General features: G+C 65.7%; 19 protein-coding genes. 18 read left to right on the forward strand and 1 reads right to left on the reverse strand.

Annotation, left to right across the window (positions count from 1 at the left end):
• Positions 1–2 precede the first annotated feature (2 nt).
• The 16 genes from hflK (at position 3) to ACL58G_RS13165 (ending at position 20,659) form a co-directional block, all read left to right on the forward strand.
• On the forward strand, positions 3–1,379 hold the full coding sequence (gene hflK / locus ACL58G_RS13090; RefSeq protein ID WP_413384105.1) for an FtsH protease activity modulator HflK: 1,377 nt from the start codon (positions 3–5) through the stop codon (positions 1,377–1,379).
• The gene (hflC, locus tag ACL58G_RS13095; RefSeq protein ID WP_440967254.1) at positions 1,379–2,257 is read left to right on the forward strand and encodes a protease modulator HflC; all 879 of its coding nucleotides are present in this window, start codon (positions 1,379–1,381) and stop codon (positions 2,255–2,257) included. The genes hflK and hflC overlap by 1 nt, the downstream gene beginning before the upstream one ends.
• 241 nt (positions 2,258–2,498) lie before the next feature.
• Complete coding sequence (locus ACL58G_RS13100) at positions 2,499–3,653, forward strand: ATP phosphoribosyltransferase regulatory subunit (RefSeq protein ID WP_413384109.1); 1,155 nt, start codon at positions 2,499–2,501, stop codon at positions 3,651–3,653.
• A complete protein-coding gene (locus ACL58G_RS13105; RefSeq protein WP_371768021.1) occupies positions 3,653–4,966 on the forward strand; it encodes an adenylosuccinate synthase in 1,314 nt (437 codons plus the stop codon). The genes ACL58G_RS13100 and ACL58G_RS13105 overlap by 1 nt, the downstream gene beginning before the upstream one ends.
• Positions 4,967–5,057: 91 nt before the next feature.
• Positions 5,058–5,600, forward strand: a complete 543-nt coding sequence (locus ACL58G_RS13110) for a phosphoribosyltransferase (RefSeq protein ID WP_413342888.1) — start codon at positions 5,058–5,060, stop codon at positions 5,598–5,600.
• 136 nt (positions 5,601–5,736) lie between these two features.
• Positions 5,737–6,333, forward strand: a complete 597-nt coding sequence (locus ACL58G_RS13115; RefSeq protein WP_371766855.1) for a MarC family protein — start codon at positions 5,737–5,739, stop codon at positions 6,331–6,333.
• Positions 6,334–6,348: 15 nt separating this feature from the next.
• Positions 6,349–6,801 carry an FKBP-type peptidyl-prolyl cis-trans isomerase gene (locus ACL58G_RS13120; RefSeq protein ID WP_440967256.1) on the forward strand — a complete coding sequence of 151 codons (453 nt, stop codon included), beginning with the start codon at positions 6,349–6,351 and terminating at the stop codon, positions 6,799–6,801.
• A 10-nt stretch (positions 6,802–6,811) separates the two neighbouring features.
• Complete coding sequence (locus ACL58G_RS13125; RefSeq protein WP_413384112.1) at positions 6,812–7,621, forward strand: AraC family transcriptional regulator; 810 nt, start codon at positions 6,812–6,814, stop codon at positions 7,619–7,621.
• Positions 7,622–7,690: 69 nt separating this feature from the next.
• A complete protein-coding gene (locus tag ACL58G_RS13130) occupies positions 7,691–8,935 on the forward strand; it encodes a glycosyltransferase (protein WP_440967258.1) in 1,245 nt (414 codons plus the stop codon).
• A gap of 64 nt (positions 8,936–8,999) precedes the next feature.
• The gene (locus tag ACL58G_RS13135; RefSeq protein WP_440967260.1) at positions 9,000–13,550 is read left to right on the forward strand and encodes a DUF4347 domain-containing protein; all 4,551 of its coding nucleotides are present in this window, start codon (positions 9,000–9,002) and stop codon (positions 13,548–13,550) included.
• Positions 13,551–13,637: 87 nt separating this feature from the next.
• Positions 13,638–15,902 carry an ATP-binding protein gene (locus ACL58G_RS13140; RefSeq protein ID WP_440967261.1) on the forward strand — a complete coding sequence of 755 codons (2,265 nt, stop codon included), beginning with the start codon at positions 13,638–13,640 and terminating at the stop codon, positions 15,900–15,902.
• 198 nt (positions 15,903–16,100) lie between these two features.
• Positions 16,101–17,990: a S53 family peptidase gene (locus ACL58G_RS13145; RefSeq protein WP_440967263.1), complete on the forward strand. Its 1,890-nt coding sequence runs from the start codon at positions 16,101–16,103 to the stop codon at positions 17,988–17,990.
• A 19-nt stretch (positions 17,991–18,009) separates the two neighbouring features.
• Positions 18,010–18,537, forward strand: a complete 528-nt coding sequence (locus ACL58G_RS13150; protein ID WP_440967264.1) for a PEP-CTERM sorting domain-containing protein — start codon at positions 18,010–18,012, stop codon at positions 18,535–18,537.
• 123 nt (positions 18,538–18,660) lie between these two features.
• Positions 18,661–19,323 carry a T6SS effector amidase Tae4 family protein gene (locus ACL58G_RS13155; RefSeq protein ID WP_440967266.1) on the forward strand — a complete coding sequence of 221 codons (663 nt, stop codon included), beginning with the start codon at positions 18,661–18,663 and terminating at the stop codon, positions 19,321–19,323.
• Complete coding sequence (locus tag ACL58G_RS13160) at positions 19,320–19,991, forward strand: hypothetical protein (RefSeq protein WP_440967268.1); 672 nt, start codon at positions 19,320–19,322, stop codon at positions 19,989–19,991. The genes ACL58G_RS13155 and ACL58G_RS13160 overlap by 4 nt, the downstream gene beginning before the upstream one ends.
• A 17-nt stretch (positions 19,992–20,008) precedes the next feature.
• Positions 20,009–20,659 carry a PAAR domain-containing protein gene (locus tag ACL58G_RS13165; protein ID WP_440967270.1) on the forward strand — a complete coding sequence of 217 codons (651 nt, stop codon included), beginning with the start codon at positions 20,009–20,011 and terminating at the stop codon, positions 20,657–20,659.
• Between the two features lie 57 nt (positions 20,660–20,716).
• Here the strand turns inward: ACL58G_RS13165 and ACL58G_RS13170 are convergent, their stop codons facing one another.
• Positions 20,717–21,820: an aldo/keto reductase gene (locus tag ACL58G_RS13170; protein WP_440967272.1), complete on the reverse strand. Its 1,104-nt coding sequence runs from the start codon at positions 21,818–21,820 to the stop codon at positions 20,717–20,719.
• Between the two features lie 97 nt (positions 21,821–21,917).
• On the opposite strand from ACL58G_RS13170, the gene ACL58G_RS13175 reads away from it, so the two are divergent.
• Together ACL58G_RS13175 and ACL58G_RS13180 are read left to right on the forward strand one after the other, a co-directional pair.
• Positions 21,918–22,814, forward strand: a complete 897-nt coding sequence (locus tag ACL58G_RS13175) for a LysR family transcriptional regulator (protein WP_440967274.1) — start codon at positions 21,918–21,920, stop codon at positions 22,812–22,814.
• Positions 22,815–22,995: 181 nt separating this feature from the next.
• Entirely contained in the window at positions 22,996–24,297 is a 1,302-nt protein-coding gene (locus tag ACL58G_RS13180; RefSeq protein WP_440967275.1) for an oligosaccharide flippase family protein, read from the forward strand.
• The last annotated feature ends 42 nt before the right edge of the window (positions 24,298–24,339 follow it).

The following is a 24,339-nucleotide window of genomic DNA, read 5'->3' on the forward strand; positions in this document are numbered from 1 at the left end:
CTATGCTTGTTTCTCTGATCAAACGGATCGGCGCGCGGCTCGCGCCGACCGGTCGTCACGCCGGCGCGGGCAAGGCCGGCGTTCCCGTGTTCTCGCTGAACGATCCGCGCTGGGGCCACAACCCCAAGTCGAACGAGGGCCGCCGCCCGAACAATAACAACAAGAACGACAACGACGGTCCGCCCGACCTCGACCAGCTGTGGCGCGATTTCAACCAGCGCCTCAACAAGCTGTTCGGCGGCAAGCGCGGCGGCGACGGCGGTCCGTTTCGTCCGGACGCGCGCGGCGTCGGCCTCACGGCCACCGTCGTCGGCGCCATCGCCCTCCTGATCTGGCTCGCCAGCGGCGCGTTCATCGTGCAGGAAGGGCAGGTCGGCATCGTCACGACGTTCGGCCGGCTGTCGCACGTGACGGGCGCCGGCTTCAACTGGCGCTGGCCCGCGCCGTTCCAGTCGCACGAGACCGTCAACACGGCGCAAGTGCAGACGACCGAGATCGGCTACCGCGCCAATGTGCGCAACAAGCAGCCGAGCGAAGCGCTGATGCTGACGGGCGACGAGAACATCGTCGACGTCCAGTTCTCCGTGCAGTACAAGATCAAGGACCCGGTCGCGTGGGTGTTCAACAACCGCGACCAGGTCGAGACCATCCGTGACTCGGCCGAGACCGTCGTGCGCGAACTCGTCGGCCAGCACAAGATGGACACCGTCCTGTACACGGGCCGCGACAAGCTGGCGGCGGAAGCGCGCGAAGCGATCCAGCGCCTGGCCGACCGCTACAAGATGGGCGCGGAGATCGTCGGCGTGACGATGCAGTCCGTGCAGCCGCCCGACCAGGTCGCCGCCGCGTTCGAGGACGCCGGCAAGGCGCAGGAGGAGCGTGTCCGTGCGCGCAGCGAAGCGCAGGCGTTTGCCGACGAGGTCATCCCGCAGGCGAAGGGCAAGGCCGCCCGCCTGCTGCAGGATGCCGAAGCGTACCGCGCCAGCGTGGTGAGCGTCGCCACCGGCAACGCCGCGCGCTTCGACAAGATCGTGGCCGAGTATGCGAAAGCCCCGGCCGTCACGCGCGACCGCATGTATATCGAGACGATGCAGCAAATTCTTTCCAGCACCAGCAAGGTCATGATCGACGCCAAGAGCGGCAACAACACGATCTACCTGCCGCTCGACCGCCTGCTGGCCCAGTCGACGGCCAACGAGGCGGCGCGCGGCGCCAATTCCGGTCCGATGATGGCACCGCAGCAGAACCCGGCGCAGCAGCCGGCACCGGCCCTGGCGCAGCCGCAGCCGCAGCCGCAGACGGAAGTCTCGGCCGGCGAATCGAACCGCACGCGCGACCTGCGCAGCCGCGACACCGGCCGCGAACGGGAGAGCCGCTGATGAGCCGTCTGTTAGCCATCCTGATCGGCGCCGCCATCGCGGTGGCGCTCGTGTCGTCGTCCGTGTTCGTCGTCGACCAGCACCGTTACGCCGTCGTGTACGCGCTCGGCGAACTGCGCGAGGTCATCCAGGAACCGGGCCTGAACATCAAGGCGCCGCCGCCGTTCCAGAACGTCGTCTTCCTCGATAAACGCCTGCAGACGCTCGACACGCCCGACGGCGAGCGCTTCCTGACGGCGGAAAAGAAGGACCTGCTCGTCGATGCGTTCGTGAAATGGCGCATCGTGAATCCGCGCCAGTACGTGATCGCCATCGGCAGCAACGCCGACCGCGGCGGCGAGCGCCTGAACCAGCTCGTGCGCAATGCGCTCACGGCCGAGATCGGCAAACGCAGCCTGGCCGACGTGCTGGCGGGCGGCAAGCGCACGGACGTGGCGAATGCCGTGCGCGCCGACCTGGCCCCGGAAGCGAAAGACCTCGGCGTGGAAGTCGTCGACGTGCACCTGAAGCGCATCGACTTCATCGACCAGGTCAACAATGCCGTGTACGAACGCATGAAGGCCGACCGCGTGCGCGTGGCGAACGAACTGCGCGCGACGGGCGTGGCCGAGGCGGAGACGATCCGTGCCGACGCCGAGCGCCAGCGCAGCGTGATCCTCGCCGACGCCCAGCGCGACGCCGAGACGATCAAGGGAGAAGGCGATGCGCAGGCGTCGCAGATCTATGCCCAGTCGTTCGGCAAGAACCCGGAGTTCTACCGGTTCTACCGCTCGATGGAAGCGTACAAGGCCACGTTCAAGGGCCGCAACGACGTGATCGTGCTGGATTCCAGTTCCGAGTTCCTCAAGTATTTCAAGGGCCCGGGCGCCGGAAAATAATCGCTGCCGCAATCGGTGGGCACGGGGTGCCCACCCTACGAATCCATGGTGCCGTTGGGTGGGCACCCCGTGCCCACGCGTCACGGTCACGTGGAGTATCGGCAACGTTGGCATTCGTTTCATCGCCAACCGCCCGGCGTTTTCGGTTAAAATCGTCGATTCGGCGGAATGAACGCGTGCAAAGCCGCGTTCATGCTGCCCGAATGTTGTCCGACTTTTAATAACCCGACCCGCTTTGCCCATGCCCACCTGGCTCCTGCCCGAGAATATCGCCGACGTCCTGCCGTCCGAAGCGCGCAAGATCGAAGAGCTGCGCCGCCTGATGCTCGACACCTTCCGTACCTACGGCTACGAACTCGTGATGCCGCCGCTGCTCGAATACGTCGATTCGCTGCTGGCCGGCGCCGGACAGGACACCGATTTCCGCACCTTCAAGCTCGTCGATTCGATGAGCGGCCGCCTGCTCGGCCTGCGCGCCGACATGACGACGCAGGTCGCCCGCATCGACGCCCACCTGCTGAACCGCGACACCGTCACCCGCCTGTGCTATGCCGGCAGCGTGCTGCACACGCAGCCGTCCGGCCTGCACGCGACCCGCGAGCCGCTGCAGATCGGCGCCGAGATCTATGGCCACGCCGGCCTCGAAGCGGACGCGGAGATCCAGGAACTGGCGCTGGCGTCGCTCGCGCTGGCCGGCTTCGAACAGCCGCGCCTGGACCTGTCGCACGTCGGCGTGCTGCGCGCGATCCTCGCCGAGGATGCCGCCGCCAAGCGCGACGAGCAGCTGCTGTACTCGCTGCTGCGCTCGAAGGACGTCCCGGGCCTGGAAGAGGCAACGGTAAGCTACAACGAACAAACCCGCGCCGCGCTGCTGGCGCTGCCGAACCTGTACGGCGACATCGACGTGCTGGCCCGCGCCAAGGATGTGCTGCCGGCGCTGCCGGGGATCGCCCGCGCGCTGGCGGAACTCGCCGCGCTGGCCGGTTCCGCGCTGGGCCGCGCCCAGATCGCGATCGACCTCGCCGACCTGCGCGGCTACCAGTACGAAAGCGGCGCCATGTTCGCGCTGTACGTGCCGGGCCTGCCGAACGCGGTGGCCAGGGGCGGGCGCTACGACCACGTGGGCGAAGCCTTCGGCCGCGCGCGTCCGGCCACGGGCTTCTCGCTCGACCTGCGCGAACTGGCCCGGCTGCTGCCGACGGCCGAGCGCAAGCACTCCATTCGTGCCCCCTGGGGCAACGCGCCCGAGCTGCGCGAAAAAATCGCTGAACTGCGCAAAGCGGGCGAAGTGGTGATCCAGTCCATGCCGGGTCACGACAATGTACAGGACGAGTTCGAGTGCGACCGTGTGCTCGTCCTCGAACAAGGAAATTGGATTCTCAAAAACTTAGGTTAATGATGTCAAATACTGCTAAGAACGTCGTTGTCATCGGCACCCAGTGGGGCGATGAAGGCAAGGGTAAGATCGTCGACTGGCTGACCGACCATGCCGCCGGCGTGGTGCGTTTCCAGGGCGGCCACAATGCCGGCCACACGCTGGTGATCAAGGGCCAGAAGACCGCGCTGCAACTGATCCCGTCGGGCATCATGCGCGAAGGCGTGGCCTGCTATATCGGCAACGGCGTCGTCGTCTCCGTACCGGACGTGATGCGCGAGATCGACAAGCTGGAAGCGGCCGGCGTGGAAGTCGCGTCGCGCCTGAAGATCTCGGAAGCCTGCCCGGTCATCCTGCCGTACCACGTCGCCATCGACGTCGCCCGCGAAGCCAAACGCGGCGTCAACAAGATCGGCACGACGGGCAAGGGCATCGGCCCGGCCTACGAAGACAAGGTCGCGCGCCGCGCGATCCGCATCGCCGACCTGCTGAACGAAACCCGCTTTGCCGAGAAGCTGCGCGAGAACCTGGAATACCACAACTTCGTGCTGACCGGTTTCCTGGGCGGCCAGGCGCTTGACTTCCAGAAGGTGTACGACGACGCGATGGCCCTCGTGCCGCGCCTGCGTCCGATGGTCGGCGACGTGTCGTCCGCGCTGTACGCGACGCACAACGCCGGCGGCCACCTGCTGTTCGAAGGCGCGCAAGGCTCGCTGCTGGACGTCGACCACGGCACGTACCCGTTCGTCACCTCGTCGAATTGCGTGGCCGGCAACGCCGCCGCCGGTTCGGGCGTCGGTCCGGGCATGCTGCACTACATCATGGGCATCACCAAGGCCTACACGACCCGCGTGGGTTCGGGCCCGTTCCCGTCGGAACTGCCGACGGACGCCGGCGTGGGCGAACACCTGTCGCGCATCGGCCACGAGTTCGGCACCGTGACGGGCCGCGCCCGCCGCTGCGGCTGGTTCGACGCCGCGCTGCTGCGCCGCTCCGTGCAGATCAACGGCGTGTCGGGCATGTGCCTGACCAAGCTGGACGTGCTGGACGGCCTGGACACGCTGAAGCTGTGCACCGGCTACAAGATCGACGGCCGCGACGTCGACATCTTCCCGGTCGGCGCGGAGGAAGCCGCGGCCTGCGTGCCGGTGTACGAAGAGATGCCGGGCTGGACGGGCACCACCGTCGGCGCCAAGTCGATGGACGAGCTGCCGGCCAACGCGCGTGCGTACATCAAGCGCATCGAAGAACTGGTCGGCGTCCCGGTGGACATGGTGTCGACCGGTCCGGATCGCGAAGAAACCATCGTGCTGCGCCACCCGTTCGCAGCCTGATATGAAACATCGTCCCCGCCGCGCCACCCGTGGGGCGGGGACATCAGCCACAAGCAGAAGTTAGCCATAAGCAAAAACTAGGATAATCCAAATGACGACGCCTTCCTCGACCGACAAGGACCTGTGGGTCTCCTGGGATGAATACAACCGCCTGATCGAGCGCCTGGCGCTCAAGGTGTACGAATCGAACTGGAAGTTCGACATGGTGCTGTGCCTCGCGCGCGGCGGCGTGCGCCCGGGCGACGCGATCTCGCGCATCTTCGACGTGCCGCTGGCGATCCTGTCGACCAGCTCGTACCGCGAAGAAGCGGGCACGAAGCAGGGCGACCTGGACATCGCCAAGTACATGACGATGACCAAGGGCCCGCTCGCGGGCCGCATCCTGCTGGTCGACGACCTGGCCGATTCGGGCGTCACCCTGATGCGCGTGCGCGAGCACCTGCAGGAGAACTACCAGGACGTCACCGAAGTGCGTTCGGCCGTCATCTGGGTCAAGGGCACGTCGTCGATCAAGCCGGATTACCACCTGGTCGACCTGCCGCACAATCCGTGGATCCACCAGCCGTTCGAGGATTACGACGGGCTGCGTCCGCACCAGCTGTCGTCGTGGCTGAAGAAGTTCGAGCAGAACTGATTCACGCAGATGCGAAAACAAAAGGGCGGTGCCGTTGGCATCGCCTTTTGCTTTTGTGGGGTGGGCACGGGGTGCCCACCCTACGATCCAATGATCGGTTAAGATTCTCTGATCGCAGAACAATAACAATTCATCCATGACCCAGAGCTTCTTCCAGACCTTCATCCTGCTGCTGCTGGTCACCGACCCCTTCGGCAACGTCCCCCTGTTCGTGACGGCGCTGAAGGACGTGGCCCCGGCCCGCCGCCCGCGCATCGTCGTGCGCGAATGCGCCATCGCCTTTCTCCTGCTGCTGCTGTTCATGTTCTTCGGCCGCCACTTCCTCGCGGCGCTGCAGCTCACCGACATCTCGCTGCGCATCGGCGGCAGCGTCATCCTGCTGATCATCGCGATCCGCATGATCTTCCCGCATCCGGACGGCGTGCTCGGCCGCAGCGAAGGCGGCGAGCCGTTCATCGTGCCGCTCGCGATTCCCGCGCTGGCCGGGCCGTCCGCGCTGGCCACCGTGCTGCTGTTCACGTCGCAGTCGGTGGAGGAGGTGATGGTGCACGTGGCCGCACTGGCGGCCGTCGCCATCATCTGGCTCGCCGTCTTCCTCGGCGCCGAGCGCCTGCAGAAGGTGCTGGGCACCCAGGTCATGACGGCGTTCGAGCGTCTGATGGGCCTGATCCTGACCGCGATGTCGATCGAGATGCTGCTGGGCGGCGTGCGCGCCTTCGTCAAGACTTTATAACCTCAAGGATTCAACATGACCCCGATGATCCGCGCCGGCTTCCTCGGCCTCGCACTCGCGCTGTCCCTCGCCGCCTGCAAGCGCCGGGAAGAGGCGCCGGCCGCCCCGGTGAAGGCCGACACCTCCGCCATCAGCTTCCAGAAGATCGACACGACCGCCGGCACGGGCGCCGAAGCGAGGGCCGGCTCCCACGTCACCGTCAACTACACGGGCTGGCTGTACCTGCCGGACGCGCCCGACCACCATGGCGAGAAATTCGACAGCTCCATCGGCCGCAAGCCGTTTACGTTCCGCCTCGGCAGCGGCATGGTGATTCCGGGCTGGGACCAGGGCGTCGACGGCATGAAGGTGGGCGGCAAGCGCACGCTCGTCATTCCCGCCGCGCTGGGCTATGGCGCGGAAGGCGCGGGCCCGATCCCGCCGAACGCCAACCTGATCTTCGACGTCGAACTGCTCGACGTGCAATAAGCCGCAGCGCATGCACGCGTGGATGCACCATCCGCAGGGCGAGCTGGCCGAGGCCCTGCACGGCATCGGCTTCTATTCGACCGTGGACGAGCCGTGGCCGCCGGCGCAGCCGCAGCTGAACCGGTTCCCGGCGATGGTGTACTGCAGCCTGAACTTTTTCACGGAGGGCGCCGCCGCGCTGCCCGGCGACGACGGTGAATTGCGCGCCATGTCCGACCTGATCGTGTCCGGGCCGCGCACGCGGCCGATCGCGTCGCTCACGCTCGCGCCGCTGCGCACGGTGGGCATCGTGCTGTATCCGGATGCCTTCGCGTTGTTGACGGGGCTCTCCCCGGCGGCGCTCCAGGACCGCAACGACCCCGCCGACGGCCTGCTCGACGACACCTGGGCGGACTGGCCGCAGGCATTGCGCGCGTGCGCCGACGACGCCGCGCAGGCGGCATGGATCGAAGCGCGGCTGGGCGAGCGCTGGCACGCCGTGCGCGGACGCTGGGATGCGGAGCTCGGCGCGAGCCTGCGCAGCATCGCCGCCACCGCGCCCGAGCTGGGCGTCGGCGCGCGGCAGACGCAGCGGCAATACCGGGCCCGCGTGGGCCTGAGCCCCGCGCAGGCGCGCCGCCTGCAGCGCATGAACGCGGCCGTCTACGCGTTGCGCGACCCGCATGCGCCGGCGCGATCGCTCGCGGACCTGGCCGCGGAACTGGGCTATGCCGACCAGGCCCACATGGCGCGCGAACTGCGCGAGCTGGCCTTCCTGCCGCCGTCGCGGCTGGAAGCGCACATCGAGACCGATCCCGAATACTGGCCCTATCGGCTGTGATGTCGGGTTTATACAAGCCGGGCTGACGTCCGCCGGCGACAATCGTGCCTTTCCGAACGAGGCACGACCATGAAGATCACTTTTCTCACCTACGGCACCGAAGGCGATACCCGGCCGCTGCTGGCGCTGGCGCGCGAAGTCGCCGACCGGGGCCACGAGGCGCACGTGCTGGCCGACGTCGCGGGCGCCCCGCGCGCGCAGGCCCTTGGCATTCCGTTCACCGCACTGGCCGGCGACATGCGCGGCGCGTTCCAGCCGGGCGGCGCGTTCGGCGCGCTGCTGAAGGATGGCGCCAGCATGTCCCGCCTGATGCGCGCCTGCGCGACGCTCGCGCGCGACAACACGCTGCCGTGGATGGAAGCGGCGTGTACGGCCGCGCGCGGCAGCGACCTGATCGTGTATTCGGGACTGGCCGGCTTCGTCGGCCTCGCGGTGGCGGCGGGGCTCGGCATTCCGTGCATCGGCGCCGCGATGTGGCCGATGACGCCCACGCGCGAATTCGCGCCGCCGTTCCTGAACATGCACCGCCTGCCGGGCTGGGCCAATATGCTGGCCCACCGCGCGTTCGAACGGATGGCGTGGTCGATGTTCGGCCCGGAACTGAACCGTGCCCGCGCGCGGGTGTTCGGCACCCCGCCGCGCAAGCAACCCTGGCGCGACATGCCGCTGCTCGTCGGCTGCTCCCCCACGTTGCTGGCGCGCCCGGCCGACTGGCCGCCGAACGTCGCGGTCACGGGCGTCTGGCAGTTGCCGGCGGGGGAGGGCTTTACACCGCCGCGCGCGTTGCTGGACTTCCTGGAGGCCGGGCCCGCGCCCGTCTACATCGGCTTCGGCAGCATGGCGGGCATCGCCCAGGGCACCCTGGTCGATGCGATCGCGGCCGTGGCCAGCGGGCGGCGCGTGCTGTTCCATCCGGGCTGGAGCGGCATCGATTCATCCCGCCTGCCGCCCGACGTGTACGTGCTGGACGACACGCCGCACGACTGGCTGTTCCCGCGCACGGCGCTCGTCGTGCATCACGGCGGCGCGGGCACGAGCCACGCCGCGGCGCGTGCGGGCGTGCCGTCCGTCGTCGTGCCGTTCGCCGGCGACCAGTTCTTCTGGGCGCGGCGCATGGCGCTGCGCGGGATCGCCGCGGCCTGTCCGGCGGCCGGGCTCGACAGCGCGCGCCTCGTGCAGGCCGTGGCCGCGGCATCGCAGCCGGCCATGCGGGAGGAAGCGCGGCGCGTGGGGCAGGCGATGCGGGAAGAGGACGGCGTGCGGACGGCCGTCGATCTGCTGCTGGGGGCGCACATTTGCACAAATGCTAAATAAAATTGCACTTTGGAAATCAGAATGGCTATAATTTCCAGATCAATTATAAAAACCGAGAGAGTCCATGAGCCATTCCCGTGCAGTCGTTTTCATCGATCCCGCCATCGCCGGCTGGGAAGACATCGCCGCCTCCGCAGGCCACGCACGCGTCGTCGTGCTGGATGACGAGCAGGATGGCCTGCTCCAGATCGCCGCCGCGCTGGCGGCCGAGCGCGACCTGGCCGCCATCCACATCGTCTCGCACGGCAGCGCCGGCCGGATCGTGCTGGGCAGCACGGTCGTGACCGCCGGCGTGCTCGCGCATCATGCCGGCGCGCTCGCGACGATCGGCCGCAGCCTGGCCGCGGCGGGCGACATCCTGCTGTACGGCTGCGAAGTCGGCCAGGGCGCGGCCGGCGCAGCCTTCCTGGAGCAGCTGTCCGACTACACGGGCAGCGACGTGGCGGCGTCGACCGGCCTGACCGGTGCGGCCGCGCTGGGCGGCGACTGGCATCTGGAAGCGCACGTGGGCACGATCACGGCCCGGCCGCTGGCGGCGCCGGCCTTTGCCGGCACGCTGGCGCTCGTCGGCGGCACCGTCAATAACGACCGCCTGGCCGGCACCGCGGGCGCGGATTCGATGACGGGCGGCGCCGGCGACGACGTCCTCGTCGGCAGCGCCGGCAACGACACGATGGATGGCGGCGCCAACGGCGCGTACGGCGACACCGTCGACTATTCGGCCGGCCCGGCGGGCGTGTCGGTCAACCTGGCAGCGGGCACCGCCAGGGACAACTGGGGCAATACGGACACGCTGACCGGCATCGAGCACATCACCGGCTCCGCATTCGCCGATACGCTGGTCGGCTCGGCCGGCCAGAACTGGTTCCGCCCGGGCAAGGGCAACGACACCGTCAACGGCGGCGGCGGCGACGACGTCGTCATGTACGAGGGCATCACCACCAGCGTCACCATCAACCTGCGGACGGGCGTCGCCACCGGCGCGGACGTCGGCACCGACACGCTGACCGGCATCCGCAACATCCACACGGGCGCGGGCGCGGACCTCATCCAGTTGTCGGACCAGGGCGGCTACGTGTTCGCGCGCGGCGGCAACGACAAGATCACCGGCGGCAACGCCAGCGACACCTTCTTCGGCGGCAGCGGCAACGACACGATCGACGGCGGCGCCGGCCGCGACACGGCCAACTACATGGACGACACCTTCGACGGCACCGTGAACGTGGCGGTCACGGGCCTGGGCGTCAAGGTCAACCTGGCCACCGGCATCGCGACGGACAATTGGGGCCACACGGATACGCTCCTGAACATCGAAGACGTGTCCGGGTCGCGCTTCGGCGACGCCATCACGGGCAATGCGGTCGACAACAACCTGCGCGGCGAGGATGGCAACGACACGATCTCCGGCGATGCCGGCAGCGACTGGCTCGACGGCGGCAACGGTGCCGACAGCCTGCTGGGCGGCCTCGGCTTCGACCAGCTGACGGGCGGCGCCGGCAACGACACGCTCGACGGCGGCGCCGACCGCGACCGCGTCACCTATTTCAACGACTACGGCACCATCGCGCCGACGGGCAAGGGCGTCATCGTCAACCTGGCGACCGGTAGCGCGACCGACAACTGGGGCAACACGGACAAGCTCGTCAGCATCGAGGACGTGTCCGGTTCGCGCTATGCCGACACGTTGACCGGCAACGCGGCCGACAACAGCCTGAACGGCGACGACGGCAACGACACGATCTCCGGCGATGCCGGCAGCGACTGGCTCGACGGCGGCAACGGTGCCGACAGCCTGCTGGGCGGTCTCGGCATGGACCAACTGTCGGGCGGCGCCGGCAACGATACGATCGACGGCGGCGCCGACCGCGACCGCGTCAACTATTTCAACGACTATGGCACCATCGCGCCGACGGGCAAGGGCGTCGTCGTCAACCTGGCGCTAGGCACCGCGACCGACAACTGGGGCAACACGGACAAGCTCGTCGGCATCGAGGACGTGTCCGGCTCGCGCTACGGCGACGTCCTGACCGGCAACGCGGCCGACAACAGCCTGAACGGCGACGACGGCAACGACACGATCTCCGGCGATGCCGGCAACGACTGGCTCGACGGCGGCAACGGTGCCGACAGCATGACGGGCGGCGCCGGGTTCGACCAGCTGACGGGCGGCGCCGGCAACGACACGCTCGACGGCGGCGCCGACCACGACCGCGTCAACTACAACTACGAGTACCCCGTCACCGGGCTCACCGGCAAGGGCGTGACGGTCAATCTCGCAACGGGTGTCGCCATCGACAACTGGGGCAATACGGACAAGCTCGTCGGCATCGAAGAGGTGACCGGCTCGCGCTTCGCCGACGTCATCACGGGCGATGCGCAGGATAACTACCTGTGGGGCGAAGAAGGCAACGACAGCATCGCGGGTGCCGGCGGGTCGGACATGCTGACCGGGACCAGCGGCAACGACACACTGGACGGCGGCGACGGCCGCGACCGCGCCAATTATTCGGACGACTACCGCGGCCCGGCGCCCACCGGCAAGGGCGTGGCGGTGAACCTGGTCACGGGCGTGGCGACCGACAACTGGGGCAACACGGACAAGCTCGTCAGCATCGAGGACGTGTCCGGTTCGCGCTATGCCGACACGTTGACCGGCAACGCGGCCGACAACAGCCTGAACGGCGACGACGGCAACGACACGATCTCCGGCGATGCCGGCAGCGACTGGCTCGACGGCGGCAACGGTGCCGACAGCCTGCTGGGCGGCCTCGGCATGGACCAGCTGTCGGGCGGTGCCGGCAACGACACGATCGACGGCGGCGCCGACCGCGACCGCGTCACCTATTTCAACGACTACGGCACCATCGCGCCGACGGGCAAGGGCGTCATCGTCAACCTGGCGACCGGTAGCGCGACCGACAACTGGGGCAACACGGACAAGCTCGTCGGCATCGAGGACGTGTCCGGCTCGCGCTACGGCGACGTCCTGACCGGCGACGCCAACGACAACAGCTTCTACGGCGACGACGGCAACGACACGCTCACCGGCGGCGCGGGCAACGACTGGCTCGACGCCGGCGCCGGCAACGACAGCCTGCTGGGCGGCATCGGTACGGACCAGCTGTCCGGCGGCGCGGGCAACGACACGATCGACGGCGGCGATGGCCGCGACAACGTCACCTACGACAACGACTACGGCAGCATCGCGCCGACCGGGAAGGGCGTCGTCGTCAACCTGGCGACCGGTGTCGCGGCCGACAACTGGGGCAACACAGACAAGCTCGTCGGCATCGAAGCCGTCGCCGGTTCGCGCTATGGCGACTTCATCACGGGAAGCGCGGGCGACAACGACCTGTTCGGCCAGGACGGCAACGACACGCTGGCGGGCGGCGACGGCAACGACTGGCTCGACGGCGGCAATGGCAGCGACGTCCTGCAGGGCGGCAGCGGCGTCGACGCGTTCGCGGGCGGGACCGGCAACGACACGATCGACGGCGGCGACGGTCGCGACCTCGTCTCGTACACCAACGACTACGGCGCACTCCCGATCAGCGGCGTGGGCGTGAAAGTCAACCTGGCCACCGGCGTCGCGACCGACAACTGGGGCAACACGGATACGCTCGTCAGCATCGAGGACGTGTCGGGTTCGCGCTTCGCCGACAAGCTGACCGGCAATGGCGCCGACAACGCCCTGATGGGCGGCGCCGGCGACGACGTGCTCGCGGGCGGCGGCGGTGCCGACCGGCTCAACGGCGATGCCGGCGACGACACCCTGGACGGCGGCAGCGGCAGCGACACGCTGGGCGGCGGCGACGGCAGCGACACGTACTACGTCGACAATGCCGGCGACATCGTGATCGAGACCAACGCATCCGCGGCGGGCGGGATCGACGAGGTCGTGGCGTCGGCCAGCCACGTGCTGGGCCTCAACGTCGAGAACCTGACCCTGCTGGGCGGGACCATCAACGGCACCGGCAATGCGCTGGCCAACCTGATCATCGCCGGTTCGGGCGTGAACGCGATCGACGGCGGCGCCGGCATCGACACGCTGTCGTTCGAAACGGCCACCACGTCCGGCACGACCGGCGTGGCGCTGGCATTGGGCGCGGCCGGCGTGAAGACGACCGCGGCGGGGATTTCCGGCGCGGACACCGTGGTCAACATCGAAAACCTGATCGGGTCGGACTACAACGACACCTTGTCCGGCAACGCCGGCGTCAACGTCATCCATGGCGGCGAGGGCAACGACGTCCTCAACGGCATGGGCGGCAACGACGTGCTGTTCGGCGGCGCGGGCAGCGACGCGTTCGTGTTCACGACGGCGCTGAGCGCCACGGCCAATGTCGTCCGGATCGAGGACTTCTCGAAAGGGGAGGACAAGCTCCGGCTGGAAAACGCGATCTTCACGAAGCTGGCGGCCACGGGGACGCTCGGGGCCAACAATTTCAGGGTGATCGGTTCGGCGGCCCTCGATGCGGACGACTACATCCAGTACGACAAGGCCAGCGGCGCCCTGTACTACGACGCCGATGGTTCGGGGGCGGGCGCGGCCGTCAAGTTCGCCATCGTCGGCGTCAACCTGGCGCTGGCCAGCACCGACTTCATGGTGATCTGAGGCAGGGCAGGCCGGTTCGCGCGGACTTCCTGGGTATATACTGGACCATCGTTGCCCGATGACCAGTCCAGGAACCGTGGGTCCCCAATGAACCAGTCGCTCTCCCGCCCGACGAGGATCAGCTATTACCTGATCATCCTGTTGCTGCTGGCGACGCCGGCGCTGCTGGTCTGGCAGCACTACGGGATGGTCAGGACCATCGAGATCTCGCCCGGCCAGCCGCACGGCGCCAGCGTCGCGGACGACCGGCCCGAATTGGGCGGCAACTCGGTGGGCATCCTGGAGCGCACCCCCGATGCGATCGTCATGCGGTGCGCGCTGGGCACGGCCGCGACGTACGGCTTCTGCAAGCTGCAGTTCCTGCTGGGCCGGCCCGGCAAGGGGATCGATCTGTCCGGGTTCGACTCGATCGATTTCGACCTGCGCTACACGGGGCGGCCGCCGCGTATCATCAAGCTGCACCTGATGAATTTCGAGCCGGAGTTCTCCACCCTAGGCGACTGGAATTCGCAGCGCTTCAACGAGGCGGAAATCGACTTGTCGCGGCAGGCCACCCCGTTCACGATTCCGATGAACGTCCTGCGCACCGCCGACTGGTGGCGCAGCACGCACAGGATCCCGCTGTCCAAGAGCTACCCCCGGCTCGACCGCGTGACGGCCGTGGAATTGTCGACGGGCGCCGTCCCGCAGGGGCAGACCATCACGCTCGAGGTGCGCTCGCTCCGCTTCCACGGCAAGTGGATCTCGAAGACGGCGCTGCTCATGGGCCTGGTGTTCGCCTGGATCGCCTGCGGCATCCTCGGCCTGTCGCTGGGCCTGCTGCATTTCCGGGACAGCCTGTCCGCCACGAAGTCGCGCCTGGAACACCTGGCCGCCGTCGACCGCGAACGCAAGGCGGCCGAGGCGGCGCGCGAGGCGGCGCTGGCCGAGGCCGTCGGCCTCGCGCGCCAGCGCAGCAATTTTCTCGCGCAGATGAGCCATGAATTGCGCACCCCGCTCAATGCCATCATCGGCTATGCGCAATTGCTCAAGCGCGACAGGCACCTGTTGAACGACCGGCAGGCCACCGGCCTCGCCACCATCCACGAAAGCGGCCAGCACCTGCTCACCCTCATCAACGACATCCTGGACCTGGCACGGGTCGAGGCCGGCAGGATGGTGCTGTATCCGGCCGCCGTCCACCTCGGCACATTCCTGCAGGTGGTCGTCGACATCATGCGCGTGAAGGCCGAGGAGAAGGGCCTGGCGTTCGAGTACGCGCTCGCGCCCGATGTGCCGGCCGCCGTGACGATCGACGAGACGCGCCTGCGCCAGGTGCTGCTCAACCTGCTCGGCAACGCGGTGAAATTCACCGATCGCGGGACGGTCTCGCTGCGGGTGGCGCGCGTGCCGGCGGCAAGCGGGGACGACGCCAGCGTACGGCTGCGTTTCGAGGTGGCCGACACCGGCATCGGCATGAGCGCGCAACAGCTCGGCCGCCTGTTTCGCCCGTTCGAACAGGTGGCCGACGTGCCGCGGCGCGCCGGCGGCACGGGGCTGGGCCTGGCCATCAGCCAGCAACTGGTGCGCCTGATGGGCGGCACCATCGGCGTCGCCAGCGAACCGGACAAGGGCAGCACGTTCTGGTTCGAACTCGCCGCGCCAGTCGCCACCGGGAGCCCGGCCAGTGCGCCGTCGCAGCGCACGATCATCGGCTATGAAGGCGAGCGCAAGCGCGTGCTGATCGTCGACGACGTCCCGCAGAACCGCGCGATGCTCGTCGACCTGCTGCAGGCCGTGGGTTTCGTCGTGGCCGCGGCCGAGAACGGCCTCGAATGCCTCGCCCTGCTCGACAGCTTCAAGCCCGACCTGATCGTGATGGACGTCATGATGCCTGTCATCGACGGCAACGAGACGACGCGGCGGATCCGCCAGATGCCGGCGTGGAGCCGGGTGCCCGTCATCGCCGTGACGGCCGGCGCGAGCCCCGAGGACGAAGCGCGGTGCCGGGAAGCGGGCGCCGACGCCTTCGTGCCCAAGCCGGTCGAGCACGACGTCCTGCTGCGCGCCATCGGCACACAGCTGGGCCTGGCGTGGATCACCGGCCCGGCTGCGCCGGACGCGCCGCCGGAGGAGGAAGAGGCCGCGCTCGTCGTCCCGCCCACCGAAGAGATCGAGGTGCTGTGGCAGCTGGTGCGGATCGGGAACATGCGCAAGATCCGCGAACAGGCCGGCTACCTGCGGACGCTCGACCCGTCCTATGCGCCGTTCGCCGACCGCCTCGATGCGCTCGCGCGGGGCTATCACTCGAAGGACCTGGCCGCGTTCGTGGCCCGCTACCGGACCGAGGACGTCGTGCGGCCGGCGGTTTGACGACAAACAAATACAATGTGTCGGAAAAATTTACATCAGTGCAATTATTCCGAAACAAAAATCCGGTAAAAATGAAACAAGCGTTTGATTAATTAAAGAAATAACTCTTGGTTACAGTTAATGGCACACCCCTTGCTTGACTGCGGATGAGCCTGCCGGTGCCCGGCGGGATCTTCAACAATCGACAGGGAGTCCGCTTTGAGAACGCTTTCCGCCATTGCTGTAGCCATCGGCGTGCTGACCACGTCGCTGGCGTACGGCGCCACGACCTCCACCCAGTTCCACCTCGACCGTGACGCGCGCATCGTCGACCTGGGCCTCGCGCCCCAGTCGGAAGTGCGCCAGATCACGCTGTCGCTGGCGGTGAAAAACGCCGCCGCGATGGACGCGCACGCGGCGTCGATCGTCGACCTGTCCAGCCCGAACTACCGCAAATTCCTGACGCCGGCGCAGGTCGGCAGCCTGTACGGCCAGGACGCCACGTCCATCGCCCAGGTGGTGAACTTCCTGCAGTCCCAGGGCCTGACGGTCACGAAAGTCTATGCGAACAACCTGCTGATTTCCGCGAAGGGCACGAATGCGCAACTGGCCGCCGTGTTCGGCAGTCCGATCCATGCCTACCAGTCGCTGGGCCGCAAATACGAGGCGCCGGCAGGAACGACTGTCGTGCCCGCCAATTTGTCCGGCATCGTCAAGGCCGTGCACGGCCTGAACGGCCGTCCGCTCTTCCACAGCAATATCGTGCGCCAGCCGGCCTCGGGCGTGGCGACCGGCGAATCGAAGCTCGTGCCGAGCCGCATCCCGACCGCGAACGCCGCGGTCGCATCCTTGCCGGGCGAGTACACGGTACGGGACCTGGCCGCCAGATACAACGTGACGCCGCTGTATTCGGCCGGCGTGACGGGCGCCGGCAAGACCATCGGCATCGCCACCCTGGCCGGCTATCGCCAGTCCGATGCATACGGCTACTGGAATGCGCTGGGGCTGAACGTGGCGCCGAACCGCATCACCGACGTGCTGGTCGACGGCGGCCCGCTGCCGGATGACGGTCCGGGCAGCGACGGCGCCGGCGAGACGACGCTCGACATCGAGCAATCGGGCGGCGTGGCACCGGGCGCGAACATCCGCGTCTACCTGGCGCCGAACCAGGGCAATGGTTTCCTGGACATGTTCGCCACGGCCGTCGACGAGAACATCGTCGACACGCTGTCCGTGAGCTGGGGCGCCGCGGAGGTATTCAATGACCCGGGGGACCTGGCCGTCTTCCACGCCGTGTTCGTCCAGGCCGCGCTGCAGGGCATTCCCGTGATCGCCGCCTCGGGCGACGCCGGCGCCTTCGACATCAACAGCGCGCTGCCGTATCCCGCCTGCACGACCCTGCTGACGACCGATCATCCGGCGTCCGACACGGCCGTCCTCGCGGCCGGCGGCACGACCCTGCCGCACACGCAGGTGCACAAGTACGGCAACATCACGATCCCGACCGAGCGCGCGTGGGCGTGGGACTACCTGCGCAACTACATCACGCAGTACTACGGCCAGACCACGTATTACACGGATTACTTTCCGGTGGGCGGCGGTGGCGGCGTGAGCGTGGACTTCGGCCGGCCGTCGTACCAGAACAACCTGGCCGGCGTCGCGTCGACCTCGGCGGCGCAGAGCCTGTACTGCAAGGCGTCCGTGCTGGGCGATCCGGGCACGGGCTACGAATGGCTGATCGACCTGCCGCCCGCCGTGCCGGGCCGCAACCTGCCGGACGTGTCGCTCAACGCCGACCCGTACAGCGGCTACCTCGTGTACTTCGAAGGGAAGTGGGGTTCGGGCAGCGGCGGCACGAGCTTCGTCGCGCCGCAACTGAACGGCATCTTCACCCTGATCGCGGCCGGCAAGAACGACCGCCTGGGTCTGCTGCATCCGCAACTGTACGGCGCCTTCAAGACCTATGGCTACGGCGCGAAATCGCCGTTCCGCGCGATCACGGCCGGCACCAATCTCTACTACAAGAGCACGAACACGTTCAATCCGGCGACGGGCCTCGGCTCGCTCGACGTGACGAACCTCGCGCGCGCATTCGGCGTGAATCTGTGAACCCTTCAGGAACAACCAAATGAAATCGATCAAGCACCTGCTGTTCGGCCTCGTCCTCGCGACCTGCGCCGTCTTCAACGCCTCCGCCACGCCGACGTACAGCGACATGTTCTTCGTCGTGCCCGAGTTCGGCCCGGCCACGACCCAGACCTGGGACTTCGGCATCTCGGCACCCGGCGCCCTGGCCGGCGAGACGTTCGAGTTCGACTTCCTGTTCAACACGCCGCCCGAACCCGCATGGTTCTCGTTCGTCGTGTTCCCGGACCTTGCCGGCTCGATCGCCTTCACCGACCTCGGCTTCTTCGCTGGCGACCTTTTCACGCCGATCGACGCGCTCAGCCTGAGCCTGGCGAGCGAGCTGGCGCAAGGTGCGGGCTGGATCACGAGCGGCACGTATGACCTGCGCCTGGCCGGCACGTTCCTCGTCGACGGCGCCGGCTTCACGGGGCGTGCGGAGTCCGACATTCCGGAACCCGTGAGCCTGGCGCTGGTGGGGCTCGGCCTGGCCGGGATGGTGGGGGTGCGGCGGCGCAAGGCGGTTGCGTAGGTGCGCCGCTAGGAAGCTGAGCCATAACTGTCCAAGTGTTTCTGCTGTGAGACAATTTGGTTGCCAAATGTGACAATTATGTCGGGCATGTAATGCAGTATCTTTGGTGAATGGAGATGTCACTTGGCAATATCGGCTCATGCAGGGAACCAGTCGGCCCAAATTCAGGTGCGTCGCCCTGCATGGGCCGACATGCAGCGGCACTATCCTTCGAAAGCAATTTCGACCCCGACGTTATATGACCAGATGATCGGAGGACGTTTCAAGAAATTGTATGAGCAGCCGGCTTATACAAATACATGTGCCGTGCGCATGTCCTATGCGTTGAATCGCAGCGGACTGAAGCTGGCGAAACATCCTGACGAAGGGGCGAGCGTCGAGGGAGGAGACGGGTATACCTACTGGATTCGGGTCGCTAATCTGAAGGCTTACCTGATCGATCGGTTCAAGGGAGCCGACGAGGAGCTGCATCTCCCCGCGATTCCGTCGTCACTCCTCGATGACAACGCGGCCATGAGCAAGCAGTTCAAGGAACGCGTCCGGCAAGCGGAGGCATGGTTGACTTCGAAGTTGAGTGGACGCAATGGGATTGTGGTGTTCGATGTTTCTGGATGGCGTGATGCAAGTGGCCACTTTACGTTATGGGATGGGACGACGACGACGCTTGCATACGCAGATCCTCACGACGATCCGACCAATAATCTGTACTATTTTTGGCTTACCGAACTGCGTGAATCGAAGTCCATCGTCCAGACGACGAAAGTGCGGTTTTGGGAGTTGAAATGAGACGGTTGTGGGTGATTGCCGCGTTCTTGATGGCGTGCGCGTCAAATGGTTGGGCTGCAGAACTCTGTCCTCGCACGGATCTAAGCACGGAATGGTCGGAAAAATGCTTCCAGGCTCAGGGCGCCGTGCGGAAAGTGAAGGACCAGTTCGTCGATAGACTACGATCGGGCGGCGGTGCAACCAGGATCCTCGTCTCGGAAACGCGAGAACTGCTGGCCATTGACCGCCACGGCCGCGTCATCCTCCCGAACATTGCCTACACGGGAGATTTCGACCTGCCGAACCCCGACGGGATCGGACGGTTTGCTTCAGTGACTTCCCTCAAGCACGGAACGAAAACACAATGCGGATATTTCCGAGAGGAGAATTTCAAAATCATTGTCGCCGCGCAGTTTGATTATTGCGAAGCGTTTGTCGATGGGACGGCACAGGCCTGCGTCGATTGCGTGGCGTATTGTGACGACGAGGAGTGCCATGGCAAGACCCTGGTCGGCGGGCGAGGTGTCGAGTTGGACACCGAGGGCAAGATCCGTCGGCGTTTCGATTTGCCGAACGTGGATGCGGTGTGTGGGCAATCCGGTGGCGCGCATATTGAAAAACTCATCAATGGCATGGCGATGCTGCACTGTTCAACAAAGAAGAGTGGACCATTCGATCGGCTCCGCTAATTGTTCAGGAATAGAGGATGGCAGGAGAAATCATAAGGAAGGGCGACCCGACAAGCCATGGCGGAACCGTGTTGGAAGGATCGTTGACCGACATTTGCCATGGTATGCCGATAGCGTACATCGGGCATAAGGTGCATTGCCCCAAATGCCGTGGCGATTTTCCTATCGTCGAGGGTGTCATTACGACGACGTTCTACGGAAAGGGTGTGGCGATCGCCGGGATGAAAACCTCCTGCGGTGCAAGCCTCATCCCCACGCAATTTACTGACATTGTGGAATATGGCGGCGGCGCCCAAGTCAATGACATCGGTCGGCAAGCTCGGGAAAACTCTGCTGTGGCCGGGACGCAGAGCAAAACGGCATCGGACACTGGTCACGAGGCGGAGGGCCGGGACAAGGTGGTGAAGCGGTTATTCTGGACTTACGGTATGTCAGAGTTGCCGCTGGAGGATGTGTCCAGGCATTACGTCGATTTGAATCTGCACGTCGAAACCGGAAACTATTCGCCAGGGGAAACTGTCGACATCGCGCTGAAAAACGATGACGGATCAGAACTCATGGCGGGTGTGCAATCCCTGAATTTGACAGCAGTTGTCGGACCGGATGGCTCAGCCAAAATACGAGATGTGTTCAAAGGAAAGACGGTTCAGATTGGCGTCATCGGGTAACACGTTATCGACGGCGCTACATGCCTCTGATCGCACATAGCGCCGTCGCGCCCCACTTTACTCGACCCCGCTGCCCGACCCTTCGACGAGCACCGGCGCCCGATATCCCGGCGGCTTGTCGCCGACCCGGGACCCACCGTACATCATCCCTTGCATCGCGTTCGTGAAGAAATAGTAGGGGAAGGGCGTCACGGGCTTGCTGGCCTCGTCAAGCCGCCTGGCCAGATCGAAGGGGAGTTCGAAGTCGAGCGCCCCGAGGTTCGTGTCGAGCTGCTCCGGCCGCGACGCGCCCACGATCACGCTGGCCACGCCCGGACGGTTCGCCACCCAGTTCAGGGCGACTTGCGCCGGCGGCCGGCCGATTTCATTGGCCACTTGCTCCAGCGTGTCGAGGATCTGGAAGTTGCGTTCCGTGAGGTGCTGGAAGGCCGGGTTGCCATTGCCTTGCATGGCGGCGAGGCGTCCATCGGCGAGCGCATCGCGGCGGTAGCGTCCGGCCAGCAGGCCGCTCGCCAGCGGACTCCATACGGTGATGCCCATGCCGAGCTCGGTGGCCAGGCGCGTGTATTCGTGTTCGATGTTGCGCTCGACGAGCGAATACTGCAGTTGCAATGCCGAGACCGGTTCATGGCCGCGCCATTCCGCCAGCGTCTGGGCGCGCGCTGCATACCAGGCGGGCACGTCCGACAGGCCGATGTGGCGAATCTTGCCGGCACGGACGAGATCGTCGAGCGTGCGCATCACTTCTTCCACCGGCGTCAGCTGGTCCCAGGCGTGCACGTAGAACACGTCGAGGTAATCCGTCTGCAGGCGCTTGAGCGAGCCTTCGACCGCGCGCAGCAGGTTCTTGCGGCCGTTGCCGCCGCCATTCGGATTCGCGGCCGCCAGGTTGAACGTGTATTTGCTCGCCAGCACGAGTTCGTCACGCGAACCGCTGGCCTTGATGAATTCGCCCAGCCACGTTTCGCTCGTGCCGTTCGTGTACACGTCGGCCGTGTCGATGAAATTGCCGCCGCGGTCGCGATAAAGATTGAAGACCGTCTCGGCCGCCGACTTGTCGGAGCCCCAGCCCCATTCCGTTCCAAACGTCATCGCGCCCAGCGACAAACGGCTGACGCGCAGGCCCGTACGGCCAAGGGTGTAGTAGACCGGCTGATTCATTTCGTTCTCCTCGTTGGTGGATGAACAGAAGAATAACGGGCGCGATAAGGGAGAAAAACTGGGATAATCTTCAATCCTTATTAAGTGCTGCTTCATAATGAAACTGACGCAACTGGATGGCCTGCTGGCGTTCGCCACCGTGGCAAAGCAGGGCAATTTCACGGCCGCGGCCGCGCTGCTGGAAGTGACCCCGTCGGCCGTCAGCCAGACGGTGCGGCAACTCGAGGAACGGCTGGGCGTGCGGTTATTGAACCGGACGACGCGCAGCGTGAGCCTGACGGAAGCGGGCGAGCAATTTCTCGCGCGCGTGGGCCCGGCCGTCGCCGAGCTCACGCAGGCTGCCGCCGAGCTGGACGACTACCGCCGCGGCGCCAGCGGCACCTTGCGGCTGAACATGTCGCACATCGTGTACGTCGCCTGGCTGCGTCCGCTTCTGCCGGGCTTCCTCGCGCGTCACCCCGGTATCAAGGTCGAGCTCGACCTGGACGACGGCTTCGTCGACATCGTGGCCGGCGGATTCGACGCGGGCGTGCGCCTGGGCGAGTCGGTCCAGGTCGACATGGTGACCGTGCCGCTGACGCGGCAGGAGAAGATCTGCATGGTCGCCTCGCCGGACTATGCGGCACGGCGCGGCCTGCCGGCCTCCATCGAGGAATTGCAGCAGCACGACTGCATCCGGTTCCGCTTCCGCAAGAGCAATGCGATCTACCGGTGGGAGTTGATGCGCGACGAGCAAATGATCGAGGTGGAAGTGAACGGGCCGTTGATCGTGACGAGCAGCATCTCGATGGCCAGCTCGGCACTCGACGGCATCGGCATCGCCTACGTGTTCGCCCGGCAAGTGGAAGCCGACATCGCGGCGGGCCGGCTCGTGCCTGTGCTGCCGGCGTGCTGGCCGACGTTCACGGGGTTTCATTTGTATTACCCGACACGAAAACAAATGCCCGCGAAGTTGCGGGCATTTATCGACTACTGCGCGGAGCAATTGCACTAGTTTATTTCCCCAGCTCATTCCATGGAGCGGCGGCCCGACGGCTTGCGTGGTGTCAAAAGGCTTATTCGGCCCGTATAGGAGTATCTCATTTCGTGTCATTCCGGGCCATGTAACATTTAATTGTTACTGCGTAATGCAATGCCTGTTTCAGTGCCGTTTGGTAATTCAAGCGAACACGTCCATGTTAAATAGCGTCAGAGTGTTTTTTCAGGGCGAATTCAACCGCAATGTTGTCACCCTGGTGACGGGAACGGGGCTCGCGCAGCTTATTCCACTTGCGGTCACACCGATCCTGTCGCGCCTTTATCCGCCGGAGCAATTCGGTGTGCTCGCACTCTTTGTCTCGGTCGTGTCAAGCTTGTCCGCGCTGGCCACGGGCCGTTATGAATTCGCGATCATGGTGCCGCGTAAGGATGTCGACGCCACCAATATTGCGGCATTGTCGATCACGATCAGCCTGATTGTCGGCGCCAGCCTGTTTGTAGTCGCCTGCCTATTGCACAAGCCGATATCGACAGCCCTCGAAAACGAATCGATGTCGGTGTGGCTGTATATCGTTCCCTTGGCAGTTTTTCTGAATGGTATTTACTCGACTCTAAAATACTGGAGCAATCGCCACAAACTGTATTTTTTGATGGCGCATCGGCAAGTGCTTCATAGCGGCGGGACCTCGGCCGTGCAGCTCGGCCTCGGGTTGCTCCACGCCGGCGCCGGCGGACTGGTGATCGGAAGCGTGTCCGGCCAGGCCCTGGCGGCGGGCATGATGGCGAGCATGGTGCGGCGCCATTCTCCACGGTTCTGGCGCGGCATTAACAAACGCAAGATGCTGGCGCTGGCGAAGCGTTACCGAAGCTGTCCGCAATACCTGGTCCCGGCCCATACGCTGGGCGCGGTGTCGGTCCAGCTGCCCACGATATTCATCAATGCCGCGTTCGGTCTGGCGGCGTCCGGATATTTCATGCTGGCCGAGCGGGCGGTCGGGATGCCGCTGTCACTGGTATCGGGCTCGATCGGGGATGTTTTCAGACAGGAAATCAGCGAGGCTTTCCTGGCCGGGCAACGTTGCAGAGAAATATTCATTTCGACACTCAAAAAACTTTTGACAGTTGCGACACCTCCTTTTGTACTCCTGTTGTTTTTTGCCCCTTCTTTGTTTGCGCTGGTATTCGGTGAAAAGTGGCGTGTTGCGGGCGAATATGCCCGGCTAATGTGCCCGATGTTTTACCTGCGTTTCATCAGTAACCCTTTGAGCCTGGTTGCGATAATCGCGCAGAAGAATCGATTCGAATTTGTGTGGCAGGTAGGTATGTTGCTATGCCTGATGGTCGTGGCGGCAACACATTATGTCATTCACCTGGACGCGAAAACATACATCGTCGGCTTCGTGATTATCTACAGCGTATTTGATCTCGCGAACCTTTTTGCTTCATATAAATTTGCCTGCGATGGCGACTGGCGGAAGTCCGGCAGCCGAATGCCTTGATCGGCTCCGCAGTTTCAATCGTTGTTTGATGACGGAGGCAAG

This window comes from Massilia sp. GER05 (assembly GCF_052056005.1).
Classification (GTDB): Bacteria; Pseudomonadota; Gammaproteobacteria; order Burkholderiales; family Burkholderiaceae_D; genus Telluria; species Telluria orientalis.

What these genes read in the sequence shown, in the direction of transcription:
- hflK (WP_413384105.1), top strand. Translation starts at nt 3, where the DNA reads ATGCTTGTTTCTCTGATCAAACGGATCGGCGCGCGGCTCGCGCCGACC.
- hflC (WP_440967254.1), top strand. Translation starts at nt 1,379, where the DNA reads ATGAGCCGTCTGTTAGCCATCCTGATCGGCGCCGCCATCGCGGTGGCG.
- ACL58G_RS13100 (WP_413384109.1), top strand. Translation starts at nt 2,499, where the DNA reads ATGCCCACCTGGCTCCTGCCCGAGAATATCGCCGACGTCCTGCCGTCC.
- ACL58G_RS13105 (WP_371768021.1), top strand. Translation starts at nt 3,653, where the DNA reads ATGATGTCAAATACTGCTAAGAACGTCGTTGTCATCGGCACCCAGTGG.
- ACL58G_RS13110 (WP_413342888.1), top strand. Translation starts at nt 5,058, where the DNA reads ATGACGACGCCTTCCTCGACCGACAAGGACCTGTGGGTCTCCTGGGAT.
- ACL58G_RS13115 (WP_371766855.1), top strand. Translation starts at nt 5,737, where the DNA reads ATGACCCAGAGCTTCTTCCAGACCTTCATCCTGCTGCTGCTGGTCACC.
- ACL58G_RS13120 (WP_440967256.1), top strand. Translation starts at nt 6,349, where the DNA reads ATGACCCCGATGATCCGCGCCGGCTTCCTCGGCCTCGCACTCGCGCTG.
- ACL58G_RS13125 (WP_413384112.1), top strand. Translation starts at nt 6,812, where the DNA reads ATGCACGCGTGGATGCACCATCCGCAGGGCGAGCTGGCCGAGGCCCTG.
- ACL58G_RS13130 (WP_440967258.1), top strand. Translation starts at nt 7,691, where the DNA reads ATGAAGATCACTTTTCTCACCTACGGCACCGAAGGCGATACCCGGCCG.
- ACL58G_RS13135 (WP_440967260.1), top strand. Translation starts at nt 9,000, where the DNA reads ATGAGCCATTCCCGTGCAGTCGTTTTCATCGATCCCGCCATCGCCGGC.
- ACL58G_RS13140 (WP_440967261.1), top strand. Translation starts at nt 13,638, where the DNA reads ATGAACCAGTCGCTCTCCCGCCCGACGAGGATCAGCTATTACCTGATC.
- ACL58G_RS13150 (WP_440967264.1), top strand. Translation starts at nt 18,010, where the DNA reads ATGAAATCGATCAAGCACCTGCTGTTCGGCCTCGTCCTCGCGACCTGC.
- ACL58G_RS13160 (WP_440967268.1), top strand. Translation starts at nt 19,320, where the DNA reads ATGAGACGGTTGTGGGTGATTGCCGCGTTCTTGATGGCGTGCGCGTCA.
- ACL58G_RS13165 (WP_440967270.1), top strand. Translation starts at nt 20,009, where the DNA reads ATGGCAGGAGAAATCATAAGGAAGGGCGACCCGACAAGCCATGGCGGA.
- ACL58G_RS13170 (WP_440967272.1), bottom strand. Translation starts at nt 21,820, where the DNA reads ATGAATCAGCCGGTCTACTACACCCTTGGCCGTACGGGCCTGCGCGTC.
- ACL58G_RS13175 (WP_440967274.1), top strand. Translation starts at nt 21,918, where the DNA reads ATGAAACTGACGCAACTGGATGGCCTGCTGGCGTTCGCCACCGTGGCA.
- ACL58G_RS13180 (WP_440967275.1), top strand. Translation starts at nt 22,996, where the DNA reads ATGTTAAATAGCGTCAGAGTGTTTTTTCAGGGCGAATTCAACCGCAAT.